This window comes from Legionella yabuuchiae, from assembly GCF_900640115.1.
Classification (GTDB): domain Bacteria; phylum Pseudomonadota; class Gammaproteobacteria; order Legionellales; family Legionellaceae; genus Legionella_A; species Legionella_A yabuuchiae.
Genome location: NZ_CAAAIW010000029.1, coordinates 1 through 18,329, shown reverse-complemented (window position 1 = coordinate 18,329; position 18,329 = coordinate 1). Strand labels below are relative to the sequence as shown.

The following is an 18,329-nucleotide window of genomic DNA, read 5'->3' as shown; positions in this document are numbered from 1 at the left end:
AGGTCACACCATTTCCAGTGCAGTTTCTTCGGTTGCTTGGCTAATTTTTGTCTCTAGAGAATTAATAAATTGTGCGAGCTGTTTTTGGCGTTCTTCTTGTTTGGCCTGGCAGTGAATTAAATCATTACTGACGTGCAATGCGGCGAGTAGTAGCGCTTGAAAGTCATCCAAATTGTGGAATTTTCTCTTATTTTCAATCATATGATTATTTAATTGCGCAGCTGCAAGCGTCAGGTTTTCCACCTCATCTTCTGGACATTTGATGTTGTAGACTTTATTGAGCAGGCGTATGGTACAGGATTTGGTTTTCGTCATAGTAAGCTCTTGGAAGATGTTACAGCATGGTTCAAATAGTAACAATTTTGGTTTGAGCGAGCAAATCAGTTATTATAGGAGTTTTTGTAATAGGTTATCTTATGTCTGCAAGTAGTGTGTCCTCACACCTGCCCGAATATCAAACGTTTATTGATTCGATTTCTTCTCTAGATATCCCGATCTCAGGAAGTGAGCTTCATGGAATGATGTGTGGTTATCTATGTGCTGGCGCCACACACAAGGGCGAAGAATACTTAAGAGCACTAATGCTTAAAATAGATGACTCTTCCCGTGCCGCTATTTTAGCCTTATTTGATGTTTATGCCGTCAGCCAACAGCAAATTGCGAATCTTGATTTTGAGTTTCAGCTCATGTTACCGGATGAGGATCAATTATTATCGCATCGAGCACAAGCATTCAGTGAGTGGTGTGAAGGATTTATCCAAGGATTAGTTATGGCAGGCGTTGACGTCGAGCAAATTGAGGAAGAAGAAGTACAAGATGCGATTCAACACATTGCTGAATTCGCTAAGTTAGATTATGACAGCTTAAAGATTGAAGAAGAAGATGAACGAGCGTTAATGGAAGTGAGTGAGTACGCTCGCATGGCGGTGTTGAGAATATACGGGGATTTAAAAGAAAATAACCTCCATGAACATGAAACGCAAAAAGCTCATTGACAATATTTTCTTGATCTGGACATAGGGTTTGATACGAGAAGGATCGTTTTATGATATCAAAAAATGAATACATTGCCCGTCGTCACAGTGTGGCGATGCAATTACAGCCTGACTCCGTGGCTTTAATTCCCGCGGCAGCTGAAGCACTGCGCAATGGTGACGCTCATTATCGTTTTCGACAGGACAGTGATTTTTATTACTTAACCGGTTTTAATGAACCCGATGGGCTTTTGGTCGTCACGTCTGGTAGAGCAACGGAAAGCATCTTATTTAATCGCCCTAAAGATCCCACTCAGGAATTATGGACAGGGCATCGACTTGGACAAGCGGATGCGGTGACTGAGCTAGGCGTTGATGCCGCGTTCTCGATTGAAGAATGTGATGATCGCTTGCCAGAATTACTATCGGGAAAAAAAGCCATCTATTATCCCCTTGGTCGCTACCCGCACTGGGATGAGCGAATTAAACATGCTTGGTATAAAGTCAGGGGGCAGATTCGTAAAGGGATTAACGCGCCTCTAGCGTTTTGTGATGTTACCCCCGTCATTAGTGAATTGCGCTTGTTTAAAAGCGATGCTGAATTGTCTTTAATGCAAAAAGCCGCAGCCATTTCAGTTTCTGCCCATCGAAGGGCTATGGCTATGTGTTCTCGTGCGCAATATGAATACCAGCTAGAAGCTGAACTGGTGTATGGGTTTATTCGCGAAGGTTGTCGAAGTGTCGCTTATGATCCCATCGTGGCTAGCGGTAACAATGCTTGTATACTGCATTACACTGAGAATAATGCCCCTCTTAAACACGGAGATCTTGTCTTGATTGATGCGGGCGGGGAATATGAAAACTATGCCGCGGACATTACTCGAACGTATCCTTTAAATGGCATGTTTACTGCTGAGCAACGAGCCATTTATGAATTGGTCTTAACCGCACAAAAAGCAGGGCTTGAGCAGGTGCGGCCTGGCAAAGCTTGGAATAAAATTCAAACCCATATGGTGCGTATTTTAACTCAGGGTCTTGTGGATCTCGGCGTATTGCGTGGAGAAGTAGATATTCTCATCGAGCAAGGAGCCTACAAAGAATTTTACATGCATAATTCTGGACATTGGCTAGGGCTGGATGTCCATGATTGTGGTTCCTATAAACAAGGCGAAGGATGGAGGCATTTAGAGGAGGGTATGGTATTAACCGTTGAGCCAGGAATTTACATTCCCTCCGATCATCCCCTGGTGGATGATCGTTGGTTAGGAATTGGGGTACGCATTGAAGATGATATCCAGGTGACTAAAACCGGGCACCAAAATTTAACATCGAGCCTCCCAGTTGAACCAGATGAACTTGAGGCGCTTGTCCGTGGCTAAGCAATCGGTTGACGTATTAATTATTGGCGGTGGCTTGACTGGAGCCTTATTGTTGTTGGCTTTAAAGGATTCAGGTTATCGTGCCTTGTTGGTCGATGCCAATTCATTTGATATTAAAGTACAGGCTGATTTTGACGCACGAAGCATCGCCTTGTCTTCTGCGAGCGTGCGAATTTTATCAATGTTAGGCGTATGGCCTTCGCTTTCGACCAAAGCCACAGCAATACAGACGATTCATGTGTCTGAACAAAAACGCTTTGGTGCAACTCGATTAACCAGTAAGAATAAGCTACCACTCGGATTTGTGGTTGAAATGCAAGATCTTTATCGCGCAATCCAACCTTTAATTGATTCGCATCAACTGCTCGCACCAGCTTCGTTAACTGCGCTTGATGAGGTGGATAATCAAGCGACGATTAAAGATTCCAGTGGCAAGACTTCTACGATTAAGGCGAAACTAATTGTAGCGGCTGATGGAGCAGACTCGTTCGTGCGCAAGCAATTAGGATTAAAACCTGAGGTTAAACATTATCATCAGTCAGCGGTGGTGGCGAATATTGGCTTGGCTCGATCGCACCATGAACAGGCTTTTGAGCGATTTACTGCGTCAGGCCCTTTAGCCTTACTGCCGATGTCTCAGAATCGTTCCTCTTTGATATGGTCTTTGTCTTCTAATGAAGCAGAACGTATGCTTAATCTAAGCGATCAAGCGTTTATTCGTCGACTGCATCAAGAGTTTGGTTATCGCCTTGGGCGATTTACAAAAGTTGGTCGCCGCGGACTTTATCCCCTAAAGCAAGTGATTATGAAACAGCAAGTGTCTGGCTTTACAGTGTTTATTGGAAATGCCGCTCATACCTTGCACCCTGTTGCAGGACAAGGATTTAATCTAGGTCTGCGCGACGTGGCTTTATTGGCACAATGTCTCATTAAATACGGCATTACTACTAGCGCTTTAACTACGTATGAACAATATCGCCAGCATGATCAAAAAGCCATTACGTACTTCACCAATGGTTTAGTGGATCTGTTTACCTCAACACTGCCAGGATTATCGCACGCGCGAAGTGCGGGGCTGGTTTTACTGGATAATCTACCTAGCGCAAAACGCTTACTATCGCGCTATGCCAGTGGGCTTGCTGGCGTGATTCCTGATTTGGTTTGTCAAATTCCTTTACTTGAGCAGGAATCCTTATGAGCTATCAATTTGACGTGATTGTGGTGGGAGGCGGTGTTGTTGGATTGTCAGCCGCGATTGGCATGGCGCAACGTCACTATTCTGTGGCTGTGATCGATGCTCAGTCCTTGTCATTAGATTTAATCCAGAAAAGCGCTCGCGTATATGCCGTAAATCAATCTTCCAGAGCGTTATTTGAGGCGCTTGGGGTATGGTCTGAGGTTTCTGAGCAGGACATCTCGCCTTATCGTCATATGCATATTTGGGATGCGCAAAATGGAGCTTTTATTGATTTTGATGCTCGAATGATTGGTGAAGAACGCTTAGGCAATATTATTGCTGAGGATCCTATTAAAAAAGCCCTATTGCAGCGAGCAATTGCCACAGGGATTACGCTGATTCCTAATAGTAAGGTTTCTTCTTTACAACAGCTTGACCAAGAGGTGCGAATCACCTGTGAAGAAGGACATTATTTGGCTAAGCTATTAATAGTTTCAGATGGTGGACTGTCTAAAACACGAGATAAACTTGGAGTAACGTTGACCACCTGGCCTTATCATCAACATGCAATAGTAGCGACGGTTACGGTTGAGCATCCTCATAAAGCAACCGCCTATCAAGTGTTTAATGCCGATGGGCCCTTGGCATTTTTACCATTAAAAGACCCGCATGCTTGTTCAATTGTTTGGTCTACGACTCCAGAACGTGCAGAACATTTGTTGACCGTAGAAGCAGATACATTTAATCAAGAACTCACCAAAGCATTTGCGGCAAAACTTGGTGCTTGCGCCCTTGTGGATAAGCGGCATCAATTCCCTTTAGTGATGCGCCATGCCAACCAATACCAAGGCACGCGATGGATGTTAATGGGCGATGCGGCGCATACCATTCATCCTTTAGCCGGATTAGGGTTAAACCTTGGCCTTGAAGATGTGGCGAGCTGGTTAGGGATTATGGATAAAGCAAAATCTCCCTGTTTATCTGGCCGCTATTTGCGCGAATATCAACGCGCACGCAAATATGAAGTTTGGAAAATAATTGGGATGATGGAAGGTTTAAAGACATTATTCGCTAATTCGCTCCCGCCTATCGCTATGGCTCGAGGCGTTGGTTTGAAACTGTGTAATCAATTGCCGGCGGCAAAAAGATTTTTTATTAATCAGGCTGGCGGTAATAAATTTTAAGTGTCCAAATTAAGATCATTGTGATATAGTTCGTAAACTCTGAAACTGACCTAGTATCTCGGGAGAAGTGTTTATGAAACTTGTTTGGTTGTTTTTTATTGCGTTAGGGTTAAGCATTTCAGCTCATGCTGAAGAGATTACAATCGTAGGCGAACTCCACCAGCCTATCCCACTAACCAAACAAGATCGCTTAAGTCGAACATTAAAAGCAACCTCACCTCGAGAAGTGACTCTTCTGAAATTAGCCCTATCGGATAACGCCAAACAATCGTTTATGCACCGAGCAAACATGCTTACGGCTCCAGGAAACGACACATTCATGGCTTCAGCAAATGGCATGCAACGTGTTCAGCTGGGCATGAATAATGTTCCGGTTTTAGATCAAGGAAGTCATGGAACTTGCGCTACGTTCGCCAATACAGCTGCCATTGACGCCATACTGGGTCAAGGCGATTACATCAGTCAATTATGCCACTTGCAGCTCGGTCGTCATTTACAAAATGTGGCTTATAGCCCTAGTGGTTGGCAAGGTTCATTTGGACCCGTCGTGTTAAGCCAACTGGATAAATTTGGCATTATCAGTAAAGAAAATCAGCGCAAATATGGTTGTGGGGGAGAAACTGAATACCCGCGGCTGAAAGGGGAGCCAGCAACCGAGATGTCTTTGCTTGAATTCCATAATCTGAGCGAAGGGGTGTATGAAAAACAGATTGCTTGGTCTTCTTTAGTTGATGTTTGGCAGTTCATTTCAAAAGAAATTGACCCATCAACTACACTAGAGCAAGTCAAGCGTTCATTGCGCGAAGGCGATCGGGTGACGTTTGGTGTTTTGCTGGTTGATATTCAGCTCGGTATGGTTGGTGCTGTCGGGAAACATCAAGTCGCTAATGATACTTGGACGTTAACTCCTGAGATCATAAATGACTTACAATCAAACCATGCTTGGGATAATGCGGGCGGGCACGAAATGATTATCACTGGCTATGATGATGAAGCCCTTGCCCGAGATCAGTATGGACGCCAATATCGAGGCTTGTTGACGTTGCGAAATTCTTGGGGGGCTAAAGCAGGCAATCAAGGCGATTTTTACATGACGTATGATTACTTTCGTACCTTGACATTGGAAGCGCAACGCATACGTCGCCTGATTCCATAACCTTAGCGAGCAAAGGCTTCTTTGCTAAAGGTAATGCGCTCTTCTACGCTCTCGTTACCTTTTTCAGCAAAGCGCGCCTCAATGGCATGATACCGGTGTAATACACCTTCACGATTAGCGATTTGAATATTAAGTCCTGGTCTTGCGTTCAGTTCTAAGAGCAAAGGACCATGATCTTTATCTAAGACAATGTCGACGCCAAGGTATCCGAGTCCGGTTAATTCATAAGACTTAGCGGCAATTTCTAAAATTTTATCCCAATGAGGAACTTCAATATCGACAATCGGATTGAGCGTATCAGGATGATAATCAATGACATCATTATGAAACACGCCGCCCAGTGTTTTTCCGGTGGCAAGATTAATGCCTGTTCCAATGGCGCCTTGATGTAAGTTTGCCTTGCCGCCTGATAAGCGGGTAGGCAAGCGCAACATAGCAACGGCGGGATAACCTAGTAATACTATAACCCGTATATCTGGAATACCTTCATAGCTAACAGGTGCAAAAACGGGATCGACCACCACGCGGTGTTCAATAAAGGCGACATCTGGATGACCACCCAAACTGTAGGCGCCGGATAAAATACATGAAATATGATAGCTTAATTCCTGAGAGGTCATTAACTTGCCGTTAATTTGGCGGTAGCGACCTAAGACGCGATCCATAATCACCAAAATTCCGTCACCACCAGCACCACGTGCAGGCTTAACCACAAAATCAGAATAAGTCTCTAACCGCTTATCCAGCGTTTTAAGTTGGTGCTCACGTTCAATAATTTGATACAACGGCGGGGTGGGAATATTGGCTTCAATCGCCAATTGCTTGGTTTTTAATTTATTATCAACCAAAGGATAGAGCTTTCGCTTGTTATAACGCAACACAAAATCACTATTGCGGCGATTAATGCTTAATACGCCCTTTTTTAATAAATTTTTATAATGACCGAACATTAGGCATCACCTTTGAGTTTTATGCAATCGAGTCGTAAGGAGATCTTATAATTTACTTGCCAGTACATTAAATCTAAGCAACTCAAACAATCGATACCCGCGATATTGTCCAAACCAAAGCACAAAAGCCAATAAGATTAATAATAGCTCAGGGAAGGCAAAGACTAAATATTGTAAGGGTGGGTAACTCATGGCCCAGTAACAAATCACCGCGGCAATTAAGCTTCCAATTCCAGACTTAATGGCTTCATAGGCTCCTCGTTCATCCCAGGTAATACACATACGTTCAATGGTCATGGTTAAAATGACCATGGGGAATAAAGCCACGGATAATCCAGATTCAAGGCCTAAATTTTGACTTAATACGCTGATAACAATCATCATTAAGATCACTACGGTCAAAATTGCAGTTAGTCGGGGTACCAGTAGCAACCGTAGCTGATTTAAGTAGAATCGCGCTAATAACCCAAAGGATACAATTAGGGTAAACAGCGTAACCCCCCAAACCACATGGGTTTCACGAAATGCAAGGGCAATTAAAACGGGCATAAAAGTTCCAAACGTACTCATGCCAATAAAATTACGCAAAATTAAAATGATAAAAGCGCCAATGGGGACCATTAAAAGGATTTTATACGTTTCTTGCGCGCTGACTGGTAACTGCAATAAGGAAAAACGCAGCAGTTCAGATTCAACCTGAAGGCCGCGAGCTTTTGCAAGATTTAAGGCATTAATCGGTGTTTCTGAAACAGTGAGATTCATTTGCACTTTTTTTCCACCGCTGACTTCAAAAACCGGCCTATCTCCATATTGCCAAATCAGAAAATACTTCGGTAAGCCCGCAGCGCCTGTACGTGGATTGATGTAGACCCATTCTTTTTCATTGTAGACAACGAGCATGGTATTGAATTCAGCCTTGCTCTGCTGGGTTAAATACATTCCTTTGACAGGCATAGCGAAAATTCTAGCCTGATTTAAAATAATAACAGCTGCTGAGACTAGACTTTCATCATCAAACTTATTGCCGGTTAAGAGTTTTACATTTCCTTCTTTTTTATTCAGTTCTTTAATCGTGCTCTGAGCAAACGTTTGAATATCTGCAGAGGTTTCACGGGCATTGCTAGTAATTGTTTCCACAGCAGTCTTCTGGTGCTCAGGTAAAGGTTGTGCTTTTACTAAGGGGGGTTTTGAAAGGGGGGTGTCTGGTACGCCTGTCGCGCGGAAAATGGCGCGATAATATAAAGATTGAACGCCGCTGCCACGTCGTAACGACCATACAGATACGCGATTATTACCCACAATATTTGTGGTGACCCCATAGTTATGCGAAACAAAGTATTCGTCCAAAATTGAGTAGTAAGGCGGCATGTAGGGTATGGTGAAGCTGGCCTTTACCGGAACGTTTTTATCTGCAATAAATTTAAGATTCGCTTCCACGGTCCACGTGTTGATATCCTCTGTTTCGGTTAACGGAACCCCCAATATCGCGTAGCGATAAAGGAAAATTGCGAAGCCAACTACAAATAATATAACAATCAATCCATATAAATGGCGCTTATTAGACATTATTCTTTTCCGCTGCTGCTTTGGTTTTTACGGTATAAGTTTTACTGGGATCTACGATGCCATCAAACGCGACAATGGCTTCCCGTCCCAATAATAAGGGATAAATGAAGTTTTTACGATTCGCTAAGTTAACGCGAATTAATCGCTCTTTTTCTCCTAGCCGAATCTTCATAAGAACCAGAGGACGTTTGTGAGTGCTTCTTAACAAGGGGTTGGCTTGTTTTTCCCCAGTCCGGACTTTAATCTTTACATTTCCCACGTATTCCGCAGTAAATTCGAGATCACCTTCCTTGGTGGGAACGATAAAGTTTAAATAAGTTTTATCATCTTGGGTGATTTCACGGATGTTGATCGCATTTAAGGAAGCGGACTTTGCTCCGGTATCTAATTTGGTGGATATGAGTAAGTTTTGGTCGACTAAAACCGCTTTTTCAACATAGCCATAAACGATTTTATCATTATCAGCCATTGCAGATCCAAAGGTTAATAAGTTAAAAAGAAAAAAAAATAGTAAGCGCATTAACCCTCCAAAACACGATACAAAAATAACTAATCGTATCAGGTTTTAGGGCATTTGGCACAGCCGAGATTTACGATCCACTATACTTTATTTTTTATTTTCTCAATACATCTATGGTAAACTTAATGATGGCCAAAGCTTTTTTGGTTCATTTTGATGCATTTTGAAAATTTACTTGCCATATAAGACTTAACAAGTTACAATTTGCAGCAACTTGGCCCCTACCTGCGAACACCATGGCTGATGTGCAACCTGATAACACATCAAATTCTCTTCAAAGGGATGTTCCCAACTTTGATAGCCGGGTTGTGAGAAAAAAAAATAAAAAAAAGAAGACCCTCTCATATCACGAGAAATTCGCTAAATCTTTACATGAACAAGCCTATATCTATGCTTTGTATGGTGCGCTGGATGGATTGAGTCTTTCATACAGCATGATCAAGTATGGTTTTGATGTGCTGTGCGCGAATAGTAATTCTTCGACTTCTGATTTAATGCATGACTGGATGTGTACGCCTGGTGGCGCTTTGATAGCCGCTACCGAGGCGATTACCATCATTGCTTTTTCCTTGTTAGCGAATACATTTAAAGATAATGATCCTAATGCCTTTAAACGCTACATCGCAATCCTTTGGCCGTATGTTCGCGATACCATGAAAGGATTAAAAAACGGTTATAAAGGGGTGCGCAGCACCATGATCGCTGCAAGCTTATTATCAGGCCAAAATGTAGCTTTTATGATTATCCCGGTCGGGGTTCTGCTTGGTGGCCTTTCCGTGTTGAATCGCTTGTGGTATCGCCGGATGGTTAACAAGCGCAAAGCTATGATGGCCATCAATGATACGATACTAAGCAACATTAAAGCGCTGGAGCGTTGGGAAGCCGAAGGTTGCGAAGTGTTAGCCATAGACAAACCGCCCAATGAAAAAACCATAAACGAGCTACCCATTAAGAAAAATGCGGCTTATATTTTTTGCGACTCAAAGCTGTTTTATATTAATAAGTTGTTTGGACAATGCATTGAGCTTACTCTAACGCAAGAGCAATATTTAGCCCTTAAAGAAAAGCTTACTCCTCAGCCTACATCAAGGCCTTTATCTGAAGTTGAATTAAGCGCCATTACCGAGACGACCACACATAAACATGCCACAATCCAGTCTACTCTTGATGAGCAGAATCAGTTTTTAAACTCCAATCGCTACAAAGGCTTAGCTTCACAATTGTACGGCGGGGTTGTCGATGGGCTTTATTTGTACATGGGGGTTTTAGGCCTATCGGTTATGGTGCCTCAGGTTTTTGTGGCGATGGCGGTTATTTGTGTGGTCTTTACTTTGGCATGCATTGTGACGCGAATGTATGAAGAGCATGCCTACCAGGAAAAGCTAAAGCAAAGCCAGGCCAAGCTTCAGTTTGCTATTTGTGGTAAAGAGTTAGAAGGGTTATGCACTGATGCGCTGAATTTGATTCGTAATACAGAGCCAGGCGCAGTTGCCACCCAAGAAGAATTTAAGGCACAGGAAGCGATAATAACCGCATTTAAAGCGAAGCATGATGAGTTTATTGAGCGTCGCAATGCGTTAAGCGAACAATTAAAACTCTCTATAGCTTCAGCCGCATTAGCTGGTTTGCGGCATGGGTTGGCTGCCTATAGCGCCATTGCGAGTGTTTTATTCGCTACGGCCACAGTATACGCCATTATTGGGGCTGCTTTTCCGCCTGTTCTTATCATTTCAGCCGTTTTGTCTGGTTTAGCCTGCCTGATTGGCTTTACCGCTTTTTCTCTTTATAAAAATTATCATGATCAAGGAGAACAAGATGAAAGCTTAGCAGAAAATGGCGCCACGCTTGACATATTGGTCAATAAAATAAAGGAAGTCAAAGCAGAATCGCGCGATAAGATTAATCAAATCGAGTCATCTCATGTTAAAAATGCGATTTATGAGAGCATGGAGGTTAACCCCTCCCCGCAATACCAATTCCAGGAATGGTTTGAAGTTGTACGCTCCTTATTTTCAGGCTTAGCAAAAGGTCAAAAATCGATAGATTTCACTTTAAATCCATTGCAAGAAATAGATGAACAAGGCCACTATCAAGAAACCCCAGTCATGTTAGGTCTTGCAGCGGGAAGTGCCGTAATCTTTTCAGTTGTTCTAGCCTTAAGAGCGCTTGCCAGGGGGATTGGAAAACCAAAGTTAGGTGAAGAACCAAGTAGCACGGCCAACGATTCTGCTACTGCCAATTCCGTCAATATCGGGCCGGAGGCTAGACCAGGATTGGATGCTGAGCCAGATCCAGAGATTCACCTTCAACCCATCACTCAAGAGCCCGAGCCCCCAATCACGCCGTCACCTACCCATTCTTCTTCTTCGATAGGAGCCAGCCTGGAAAACCATGGTTTTTGGAACACTAAAGGTAGACGACTGGAGCGCAGTACAAGTGTGGGGCAGTTGCCAAGCCAAGGGGATAAAGACTGGCGTGAAGAGAACCGGCCGCTTACTCCCGGGCCCCGTACAACTCTGGGTTTAACTTAGGATCATTATACATTTTAAATTGATGATACACTCTGAAGGTTCTGGTTTTATCTTGTACTTCGCCAAGCAGTTGGACTAAACACTCCTGCAACTGAGCTTGTTGGGCTTCGATAATCAATAATTTATTTAAACAGGTTTGACGATGGCTTTCATCAACGTCTGTGCGTTCGGTTTGAAGCGTCATATGATATGCTTTTAACGCCAGAATCGATAATCGATCAATCATCATCCCAGGGGTTTCTGAATTTACAGGACAATCGAGATGAGACGCCGGTTTTAGTTGCTGAAATAACCAGCGATCCATGGATTCCATGCGGTTGTTTCGTTGCTGGTTGCAATGATCGATTTCACGCTTCGCTTGGTATACATACTCAAATCCTTTATCGTCTCTTCTGGCACGGTCTTCCGCGTGCCACAGTTGATAATTAAAGGCATGGTTTTCAGCAGCCAAGGTTAAAAAAGGGCTGTCTGCTTGCTCTAGTCTTATTTCATTATTTTTTTTCCAGGAAAGAATGTGCTCGTGTTGCAAGGCAACAATTTGGTGTACGAAGGACTTAAAGGACATAACACTCCTACTTCAAAAAGCTAGCGATTGTCAATTGATCCTAAACTATACCTTAATAATTCATATTTCCAAAATAAACACGCCCTATAGCCTATAGATAGGTACCATCAGACTCCATAATCAATAGGCGCGATGGATTTGCTCAATCAAATCAGCCTAATTTTTATTGGCCAAGATCCCATATACGTTGCCTAGTTCGTAAGCTATTTTTGGACTTGACCAAATTAAATGATATTGCCGAGCTGAGGTTCGTGTTAAGCTGTAATTTACTAATGAATTGGATAAATGGAGTGATCATGAGATTTTTGATTACCTTATTAATGGGCGTAATGTCATTTCTAGCCAATGCACAAGATATTTTGCCATTAGGGTGTAAACCTGTGGCTGTGACCCAAGGGACTGTTAAACTCAGTACCTCAAAACCAACCTTAGTGATGATCCATAATATCTCTTCCTCTGACTTATGGGTAACCCATCCTGTGTCTGACCCAAGTGCAAGCGCCGGCTGGAGTAGTCGCTTGCAGGTCGGGAATTGGTCAGCCCTTGCTTTGACGGAAAAGGAATTTGAGTTGAGTTGCATTGAATCAAAGCCAGGACATGAGCAGCAAATTCCTTGTTCAAATGCGCTGGCAGTTTGTACCTTTGATGAACTTACTTGGCCTCAGAAAAACGATGATGGAACGTATTGGGCTGGAGAAGATCTCTCTTTAAACGCGTTAAAAGGTTATATCGGGCGTCGTGGATTTGTCATTCCGGTTTCTCAATCTCCAGAAGAGTAGTAATATGAATAGAAAATCTAACCTAGATCAATAAACTGGTGAATAAAACGTGAGTAAAAAAACAAAAAAACCGCCTTATAAGCAGGATCCACACTATCAAAGAGAACGTGAAAAATACTCGGATCCTATTCCCAGTCGTGAACTCATTTTGCAGATTCTCGAAGCTTATGGACGTCCAATCTCTCGTAATCAATTGATCAGTAAATTAGAACTTATAGACGAAGCTAAGCAGGAGGCTTTAGGCTTTCGTTTGCGAGCCATGGTCAGAGATGGTCAAATTATGCTTGACCGGCGCGGTCGTTATTGTTTAATGGATAAAATTAACCTGCAACGCGGAACGGTGCAAGGTCATCCAGATGGGTTTGGTTTCTTCATTCCGGATGAAGGAGATGAAGATATGGTACTATCCGCAAAAGAAATGCGGGCGGTCATGCATAGAGATGTGGTGTTAGCTTATCCAATAGGGGTAGATCGTCGCGGACGAGCCGAGGCCAAAATCCATGAAGTGATAGAGCACGCCAATACCAATGTTGTGGGCCGATATTTTTCTGAGCATGGCATTGGCTTTGTGGTTCCTGACAGTAAACGACTGACGCAAGATATTTCAATTCCTTCTGAATTTGGTAATGGCGCTAAAGATGGCCAAATTGTACTGGTTGAGCTATTGGCTTATCCCAGTAAGCGTACGCAAGCCGTCGGAAAAGTAGTGCATATCTTAGGTGAGCATATGGCCCCAGGAATGGAAACAGAAATTGCCATTCTTGCACATGGCATTCCATCTGAATGGCCGGAGGATGTTGCGGCGGCAGTCACCAATACCCCGATGCACGTCAACGAAGAGCAGGTTGGGGATCGAACCGATTTACGCCATCTCCCTTTTGTGACCATAGATGGTGAAGATGCGAGAGATTTTGATGATGCCATTTATTGTAAAACAACGCCCAAAGGCGGATTTCAATTATGTGTAGCCATTGCTGATGTCAGCCATTATGTAAAAATAGATTCTCCACTGGATAGAGAAGCGGCTCGGCGTGGAAACTCCGTTTATTTTCCTGGCAAAGTAGTCCCTATGCTGCCGGAAGCGCTGTCCAATGGGATTTGCTCCTTAAATCCCAATGTAGATCGCTTGTGCATGGTGGCGGAACTTGGTATTTCTGCGCAAGGCAAGATAACGCGCTCTCGGTTTTATCGCGCCGTTATCCATTCGCATGCCCGCCTAACTTATACACAAGTAGCCCATTGGCTTGAACAAGGCGAGGCAGAAAAACAATATCAAGCAATATGGCCAATGCTACAAACGGCACATTCTTTATTCCAAGCACTACTACATACTCGTAAACAACGGGGTGCTATCGATTTTGATACAACCGAAACAAAAATTGAATTCGATGAAAATCGCAAAATTCAACGAATTGTACCAGTGATTCGGAATGATGCGCATCGGCTGATCGAAGAATTTATGTTAGCGGCGAATGTTGCGACCGCTCGATTTTTACAAAAATCGAGTATTCCAACGCTCTATCGGGTTCATCCGGCTCCGGAAGAAGATAAAATACTGCAATTACGGCAATTTCTAAATGAAATGGGGTATCAACTGGGTGGAGGGAAAAAGCCTAGTCCGAAAGACTTTCAAGCGACTATGGAAAAATTACAGGGTAAGCCAGAGCAACACTTGGTTGAAACGGTGATGTTGCGATCGTTAAAACAAGCGCAATACATTGAATCCAATGACGGCCATTTTGGACTGGCTTATTCTGCTTATACCCATTTCACCTCCCCCATCCGACGTTATCCGGATTTATTAATCCATCGTGCCATCGGACATTTGCTGGACAATAATCCAGTGGACTCTTTTGAATACGATGAAGAAGATATGAATCGACTGGGCAAGCATTGTTCGGCTACAGAGCGCCGCGCCGATGAGGCCACTCGCGAAGTGGTGGCTTGGCTAAAATGTGAATTTATGCAGGATAAATTAGGCCAGGTCTTTCGTGGCAGGATTTCTGCGGTCACTGGATTTGGCATTTTTGTTGAATTAGAAGAATATTACATTGAAGGTTTAGTCCACGTTACGTCTTTAAAGAATGATTACTATGCGTTTGATCCCATTAAGCATCGATTAGTTGGCGAACGAACAGGCCAAGTCTATCATTTAGGGGACAATATGACGGTCATGGTCGCTCGGGTTGATTTAGATGAGCGAAAAATTGATTTTGAGCCTGTCACTGATGAGGACTTAGATTCAGATGAGTGAGCAGTACATTTATGGGGTCCATGCCGTGATGGCATTATTGGACAATCCTAAACGTTTTATCAAGCAGCTATATATTAGTCAGGAGCGTCAGGATAAAACAATCAACAACGTCTTAGCGATGGCACAGTCACGTCATGTTCCTATTCAAACCTGTTCCTCACAGACCATGAATCAAAAATTTTCCGATAAAAACCATCAAGGAATCGTGGCGTTAGCCGAATCATTGCCTGAGTATTCCGAACGTGATATTCCCGAACTATTACAACAAGATGAACGTCCTCCATTGCTGTTAATTCTAGATGGGGTCACCGATCCGCATAACTTAGGGGCCTGCTTACGCAGCGCGGATGCAGCGGGCGTTGATTTTGTTGTAATTCCAAAAGATAAAAGCGCGGGTATTACCCCGGTTGTGAGTAAAGTTGCTTCGGGCGCTGCCGAAACCATTCCGGTGGTTCGAGTGACCAATCTTGTCCGAGCAATGGAGGCCCTTAAAGAGCGTGGCGTATGGATTTATGGGGCAGCGGGCGAAACCCAACACTCCATTTATTCACTTGATTTAAAAGGACCCATTGCCTTGGTTATGGGGGCTGAGGGAAGTGGTCTTCGCCGTTTAACCAGAGAACATTGCGATTCGTTATTTTCATTGCCCATGCATGGCGCGGTGACGAGCTTGAATGTATCTGTTGCCGCTGGAATCTGCTTGTATGAAGCCGTACGACAAAGACGTTGAGGTTCGATTGAATTGACAATAACACTTGGCCCGACTGGTTCGGGCCAGCTCACGTTCTTATTTTTCTAAAAACTGGTGAACAGTTTTCACAAGTCTTGACACTAATTCATTCACCTCATCCTCACTCATGATCAAAGCGGGTAACAGTCGAATAACGCGTTCGGCGGTAATGTTTAGTAACAGGCCATGTTCGAGTCCGGTAAGACGTATGTCCATGGCAGGTCGGTCGAGCTCGATCCCTAGCATGTATCCTTTGCCACGAATCGTACGAACGTTGGGGTGGCTATCGAGTTCGTCTATGAGCTTGTCATGTAACATGATTGAATTTTTGGCGACTTTCTCACAAAGATTATCGCGCTTAATGACTTCTAAAACGGTCAAAGCGGTGGCGCAGGCTAGAGGATTGCCGCCAAATGTGGAGCCATGCATCCCCGGTTTAAATAAATCACAAGCCTGTTTGCTCATCATGCAAGCTCCAATCGGCATACCATTGCCGAGACCTTTGGCGGTGGTCAAAATATCAGGCGTTATTCCAACATCCATACATGCAAATAATTTACCTGTGCGACCGTTTCCAGTTTGGATTTCATCAAAGATTAACAACCATTCCTGTTTTTGACATAGCTTAGCTAATTCGCGCAAATACATTTCATCGGCAACCACAATGCCCCCTTCTCCTTGAATGGGTTCGATCATAACGGCAACGACATCGTCCCGATTGGCAGCAATGGTATGAATAGCATCTAAATCATTATAAGGCGCGCGAATAAATCCCGGTACTAAAGGCTCAAACCCCGCTTGGACCTTGCGGCTCCCGGAAGCGGATAAAGTAGCCATAGTACGGCCATGAAAAGCGCCATCCATTACAATAATAGAAGGGGTTTCTATGCCTTTCTTATGACCATAAAGCCGCGATAATTTTATGGCGGCCTCATTAGCTTCCGCGCCAGAGTTGCTGAAAAAAACCTGCTCCATGCCAGCCATAGCGGTTAGTGTTTCAGCCAATCGTTCTTGCTCTTTGATGCGAACCATATTGGAAGTATGCAGCAATTTTCCAGCTTGTTCTCGAATGGTGTTGGTGACGTCCGGGTGAGCATGGCCTAGTCCGCAGACGGCAATGCCTGTAAAGGCATCCAGATAAGCATTGCCTTTCTCATCGTACAAATAGATCCCCTCTCCGTGGGTAAAGGAAATGGGCAGTGGGTTATAGGTTGTCATCAAAGCCATGTTCACTCCTGTTAAGGCAAGACCTCCTTGTCGAAGCTAATCAACAAGGAACATCTACAGATTCACTATCAGAGATTTTCTTCAGCAAAATCCCAGTTTACCAAACTCCAAAAAGAATTAATGTACTCGGGACGAGCGTTGCGATAATCAATGTAATAAGCATGCTCCCATACATCGCAGGTTAGAATGGCTTTTAATCCTTCAGTCATCGGCGTGCCTGCGTTGCTGGTGCTCATGACCTTTAAATTACCTTCTTTATCTTTGACCAACCAGGCCCACCCAGAACCAAAGGTAGTAGCAGCCGTTTGCGTAAACGCTTCTTTAAATTTATCAAAAGAACCAAATGATTGCTTAATGGCATCAAGTAATTTTCCTGTTGGTTCACCCCCGCCATTAGGGCTCATAGAATGCCAATAAAAGGTGTGATTCCAAACCTGTGCCGCGTTGTTGAATACCCCTCCTGAAGACTGCTTGATGATTTCTTCAAGTTCCATATTGGCATAGTTGGTTCCGTCAATCAGCTTGTTCAGATTGTTGACGTAAGCTTGATGATGTTTACCGTAGTGATACTCCAGAGTTTCTACAGAAATATGGGGCGCAAGCGCGTCTTTGGCATAGGGTAATTGCGGTAAAGTAAAGCTCATATTTTTCTCCTCCTGATAATGGTGGGGGTAAGTGTAGCAGGATAATACCGAGTTTCAATGTATTCGTATAACGTTGGCTTCGTACCGGACAAAAAACCACTGAGCTAATACGTGCCCGTGCCCAATGAAATGGTGCCCGTGCCCGGTTTTTAGAGGGTTAAAAGATAAACTTAGCGCTTGCAGCAGCCCACCTAATTCACCAAAATACCTATTTTTTTGCGAAGAAAAAGATGTATTGTTATGGAGAACCGTGAACTTGCAGCAATGATAAACGCCTATTTTAACTGGAACAAGTGCCGTATGCATTGTTTTGTTGGGATGTTGCTTGCGCTCATCCAAGTGAGAACGATCAATTGAACAGAATTAGCATGCGGTTTTGCGAGTCTTGCCAGCATAGAATCACGTTACAAACGCATTAGACGGTTTTTCAAGGAAGTCACGATTGATTTCACGCACTTAGGCAACCTGGATGAATATCCGTAGGGACGATAAGGAGACCGAGCGCGAATATCATCAAGGCCCGAGTGAATTAAAACAGTTCTCACTCATTGAATGGCCGGATATACGTATGCATATATAGCCATTACACTTCAAAATCCGAAATTAGGTTCACTGACAATTTGAAATTTATCAGTGAGCCTAGCTCTCAATAATTTCTTTTTACGCCCAATTTGTTTGAAGAAAGTAGTTATG

The 18,329-nt window shown here is 43.5% G+C and carries 16 protein-coding genes; 9 read left to right on the top strand and 7 right to left on the bottom strand.

The window, feature by feature from the left end:
* Positions 1 to 3: 3 nt before the first annotated feature.
* Positions 4 to 315 carry a cell division protein ZapA gene (locus tag E1O47_RS10445; protein WP_133131204.1) on the bottom strand — a complete coding sequence of 104 codons (312 nt, stop codon included), beginning with the start codon at positions 313 to 315 and terminating at the stop codon, positions 4 to 6.
* Positions 316 to 416: 101 nt separating this feature from the next.
* Here E1O47_RS10445 and E1O47_RS10440 point away from each other — a divergent pair, with 101 nt between their 5' ends.
* The 5 genes from E1O47_RS10440 (at position 417) to E1O47_RS10420 (ending at position 5,870) form a co-directional block, all read left to right on the top strand.
* Positions 417 to 995 (top strand): UPF0149 family protein, encoded by a 579-nt coding sequence (locus E1O47_RS10440; protein ID WP_133131203.1) that lies wholly within the window; start codon positions 417 to 419, stop codon positions 993 to 995.
* Between the two features lie 50 nt (positions 996 to 1,045).
* Positions 1,046 to 2,353, top strand: coding sequence for a Xaa-Pro aminopeptidase (gene pepP, locus E1O47_RS10435; protein WP_133131202.1), 1,308 nt, complete (start codon positions 1,046 to 1,048; stop codon positions 2,351 to 2,353).
* Positions 2,346 to 3,551 carry a 2-octaprenyl-6-methoxyphenyl hydroxylase gene (ubiH, locus tag E1O47_RS10430; RefSeq protein ID WP_133131201.1) on the top strand — a complete coding sequence of 402 codons (1,206 nt, stop codon included), beginning with the start codon at positions 2,346 to 2,348 and terminating at the stop codon, positions 3,549 to 3,551. The genes pepP and ubiH overlap by 8 nt, the downstream gene beginning before the upstream one ends.
* Entirely contained in the window at positions 3,548 to 4,714 is a 1,167-nt protein-coding gene (locus E1O47_RS10425; protein WP_133131200.1) for an FAD-dependent oxidoreductase, read from the top strand. The genes ubiH and E1O47_RS10425 overlap by 4 nt, the downstream gene beginning before the upstream one ends.
* A 73-nt stretch (positions 4,715 to 4,787) precedes the next feature.
* Positions 4,788 to 5,870 carry a C1 family peptidase gene (locus tag E1O47_RS10420; protein ID WP_133131199.1) on the top strand — a complete coding sequence of 361 codons (1,083 nt, stop codon included), beginning with the start codon at positions 4,788 to 4,790 and terminating at the stop codon, positions 5,868 to 5,870.
* 2 nt (positions 5,871 to 5,872) lie between these two features.
* Here E1O47_RS10420 and E1O47_RS10415 read toward each other — a convergent pair whose 3' ends face one another.
* The 3 genes from E1O47_RS10415 to E1O47_RS10405 are packed head-to-tail and all read right to left on the bottom strand — an operon-like array spanning position 5,873 to position 8,906.
* Positions 5,873 to 6,820, bottom strand: a complete 948-nt coding sequence (locus E1O47_RS10415) for an alpha-L-glutamate ligase-like protein (protein ID WP_133131198.1) — start codon at positions 6,818 to 6,820, stop codon at positions 5,873 to 5,875.
* 45 nt (positions 6,821 to 6,865) lie between these two features.
* A complete protein-coding gene (locus E1O47_RS10410; RefSeq protein WP_133131197.1) occupies positions 6,866 to 8,389 on the bottom strand; it encodes an inactive transglutaminase family protein in 1,524 nt (507 codons plus the stop codon).
* Entirely contained in the window at positions 8,379 to 8,906 is a 528-nt protein-coding gene (locus E1O47_RS10405; protein WP_133131196.1) for an ATP-dependent zinc protease family protein, read from the bottom strand. The genes E1O47_RS10410 and E1O47_RS10405 overlap by 11 nt, the downstream gene beginning before the upstream one ends.
* Positions 8,907 to 9,142: 236 nt before the next feature.
* Here E1O47_RS10405 and E1O47_RS10400 point away from each other — a divergent pair, with 236 nt between their 5' ends.
* Complete coding sequence (locus E1O47_RS10400; protein WP_133131195.1) at positions 9,143 to 11,437, top strand: hypothetical protein; 2,295 nt, start codon at positions 9,143 to 9,145, stop codon at positions 11,435 to 11,437.
* Here E1O47_RS10400 and E1O47_RS10395 read toward each other — a convergent pair.
* Entirely contained in the window at positions 11,400 to 12,002 is a 603-nt protein-coding gene (locus E1O47_RS10395) for a DUF4254 domain-containing protein (protein ID WP_133131194.1), read from the bottom strand. The genes E1O47_RS10400 and E1O47_RS10395 overlap by 38 nt on opposite strands.
* Positions 12,003 to 12,298: 296 nt before the next feature.
* On the opposite strand from E1O47_RS10395, the gene E1O47_RS10390 reads away from it, so the two are divergent.
* From E1O47_RS10390 to rlmB, 3 genes are read left to right on the top strand one after another with little or no spacing between them, the layout of a single operon-like run.
* Positions 12,299 to 12,781, top strand: coding sequence for a hypothetical protein (locus tag E1O47_RS10390; RefSeq protein ID WP_133131193.1), 483 nt, complete (start codon positions 12,299 to 12,301; stop codon positions 12,779 to 12,781).
* 49 nt (positions 12,782 to 12,830) lie between these two features.
* Entirely contained in the window at positions 12,831 to 15,035 is a 2,205-nt protein-coding gene (gene rnr, locus E1O47_RS10385) for a ribonuclease R (protein ID WP_133131192.1), read from the top strand.
* Positions 15,028 to 15,765 carry a 23S rRNA (guanosine(2251)-2'-O)-methyltransferase RlmB gene (gene rlmB, locus E1O47_RS10380; protein WP_133131191.1) on the top strand — a complete coding sequence of 246 codons (738 nt, stop codon included), beginning with the start codon at positions 15,028 to 15,030 and terminating at the stop codon, positions 15,763 to 15,765. The genes rnr and rlmB overlap by 8 nt, the downstream gene beginning before the upstream one ends.
* A gap of 57 nt (positions 15,766 to 15,822) precedes the next feature.
* On the opposite strand, the gene E1O47_RS10375 is transcribed toward rlmB, so the two are convergent.
* Positions 15,823 to 16,992, bottom strand: coding sequence for an aspartate aminotransferase family protein (locus E1O47_RS10375; RefSeq protein ID WP_133131190.1), 1,170 nt, complete (start codon positions 16,990 to 16,992; stop codon positions 15,823 to 15,825).
* Positions 16,993 to 17,060: 68 nt separating this feature from the next.
* Positions 17,061 to 17,636 (bottom strand): superoxide dismutase, encoded by a 576-nt coding sequence (locus E1O47_RS10370; protein WP_133131189.1) that lies wholly within the window; start codon positions 17,634 to 17,636, stop codon positions 17,061 to 17,063.
* Positions 17,637 to 18,329: the final 693 nt, after the last annotated feature.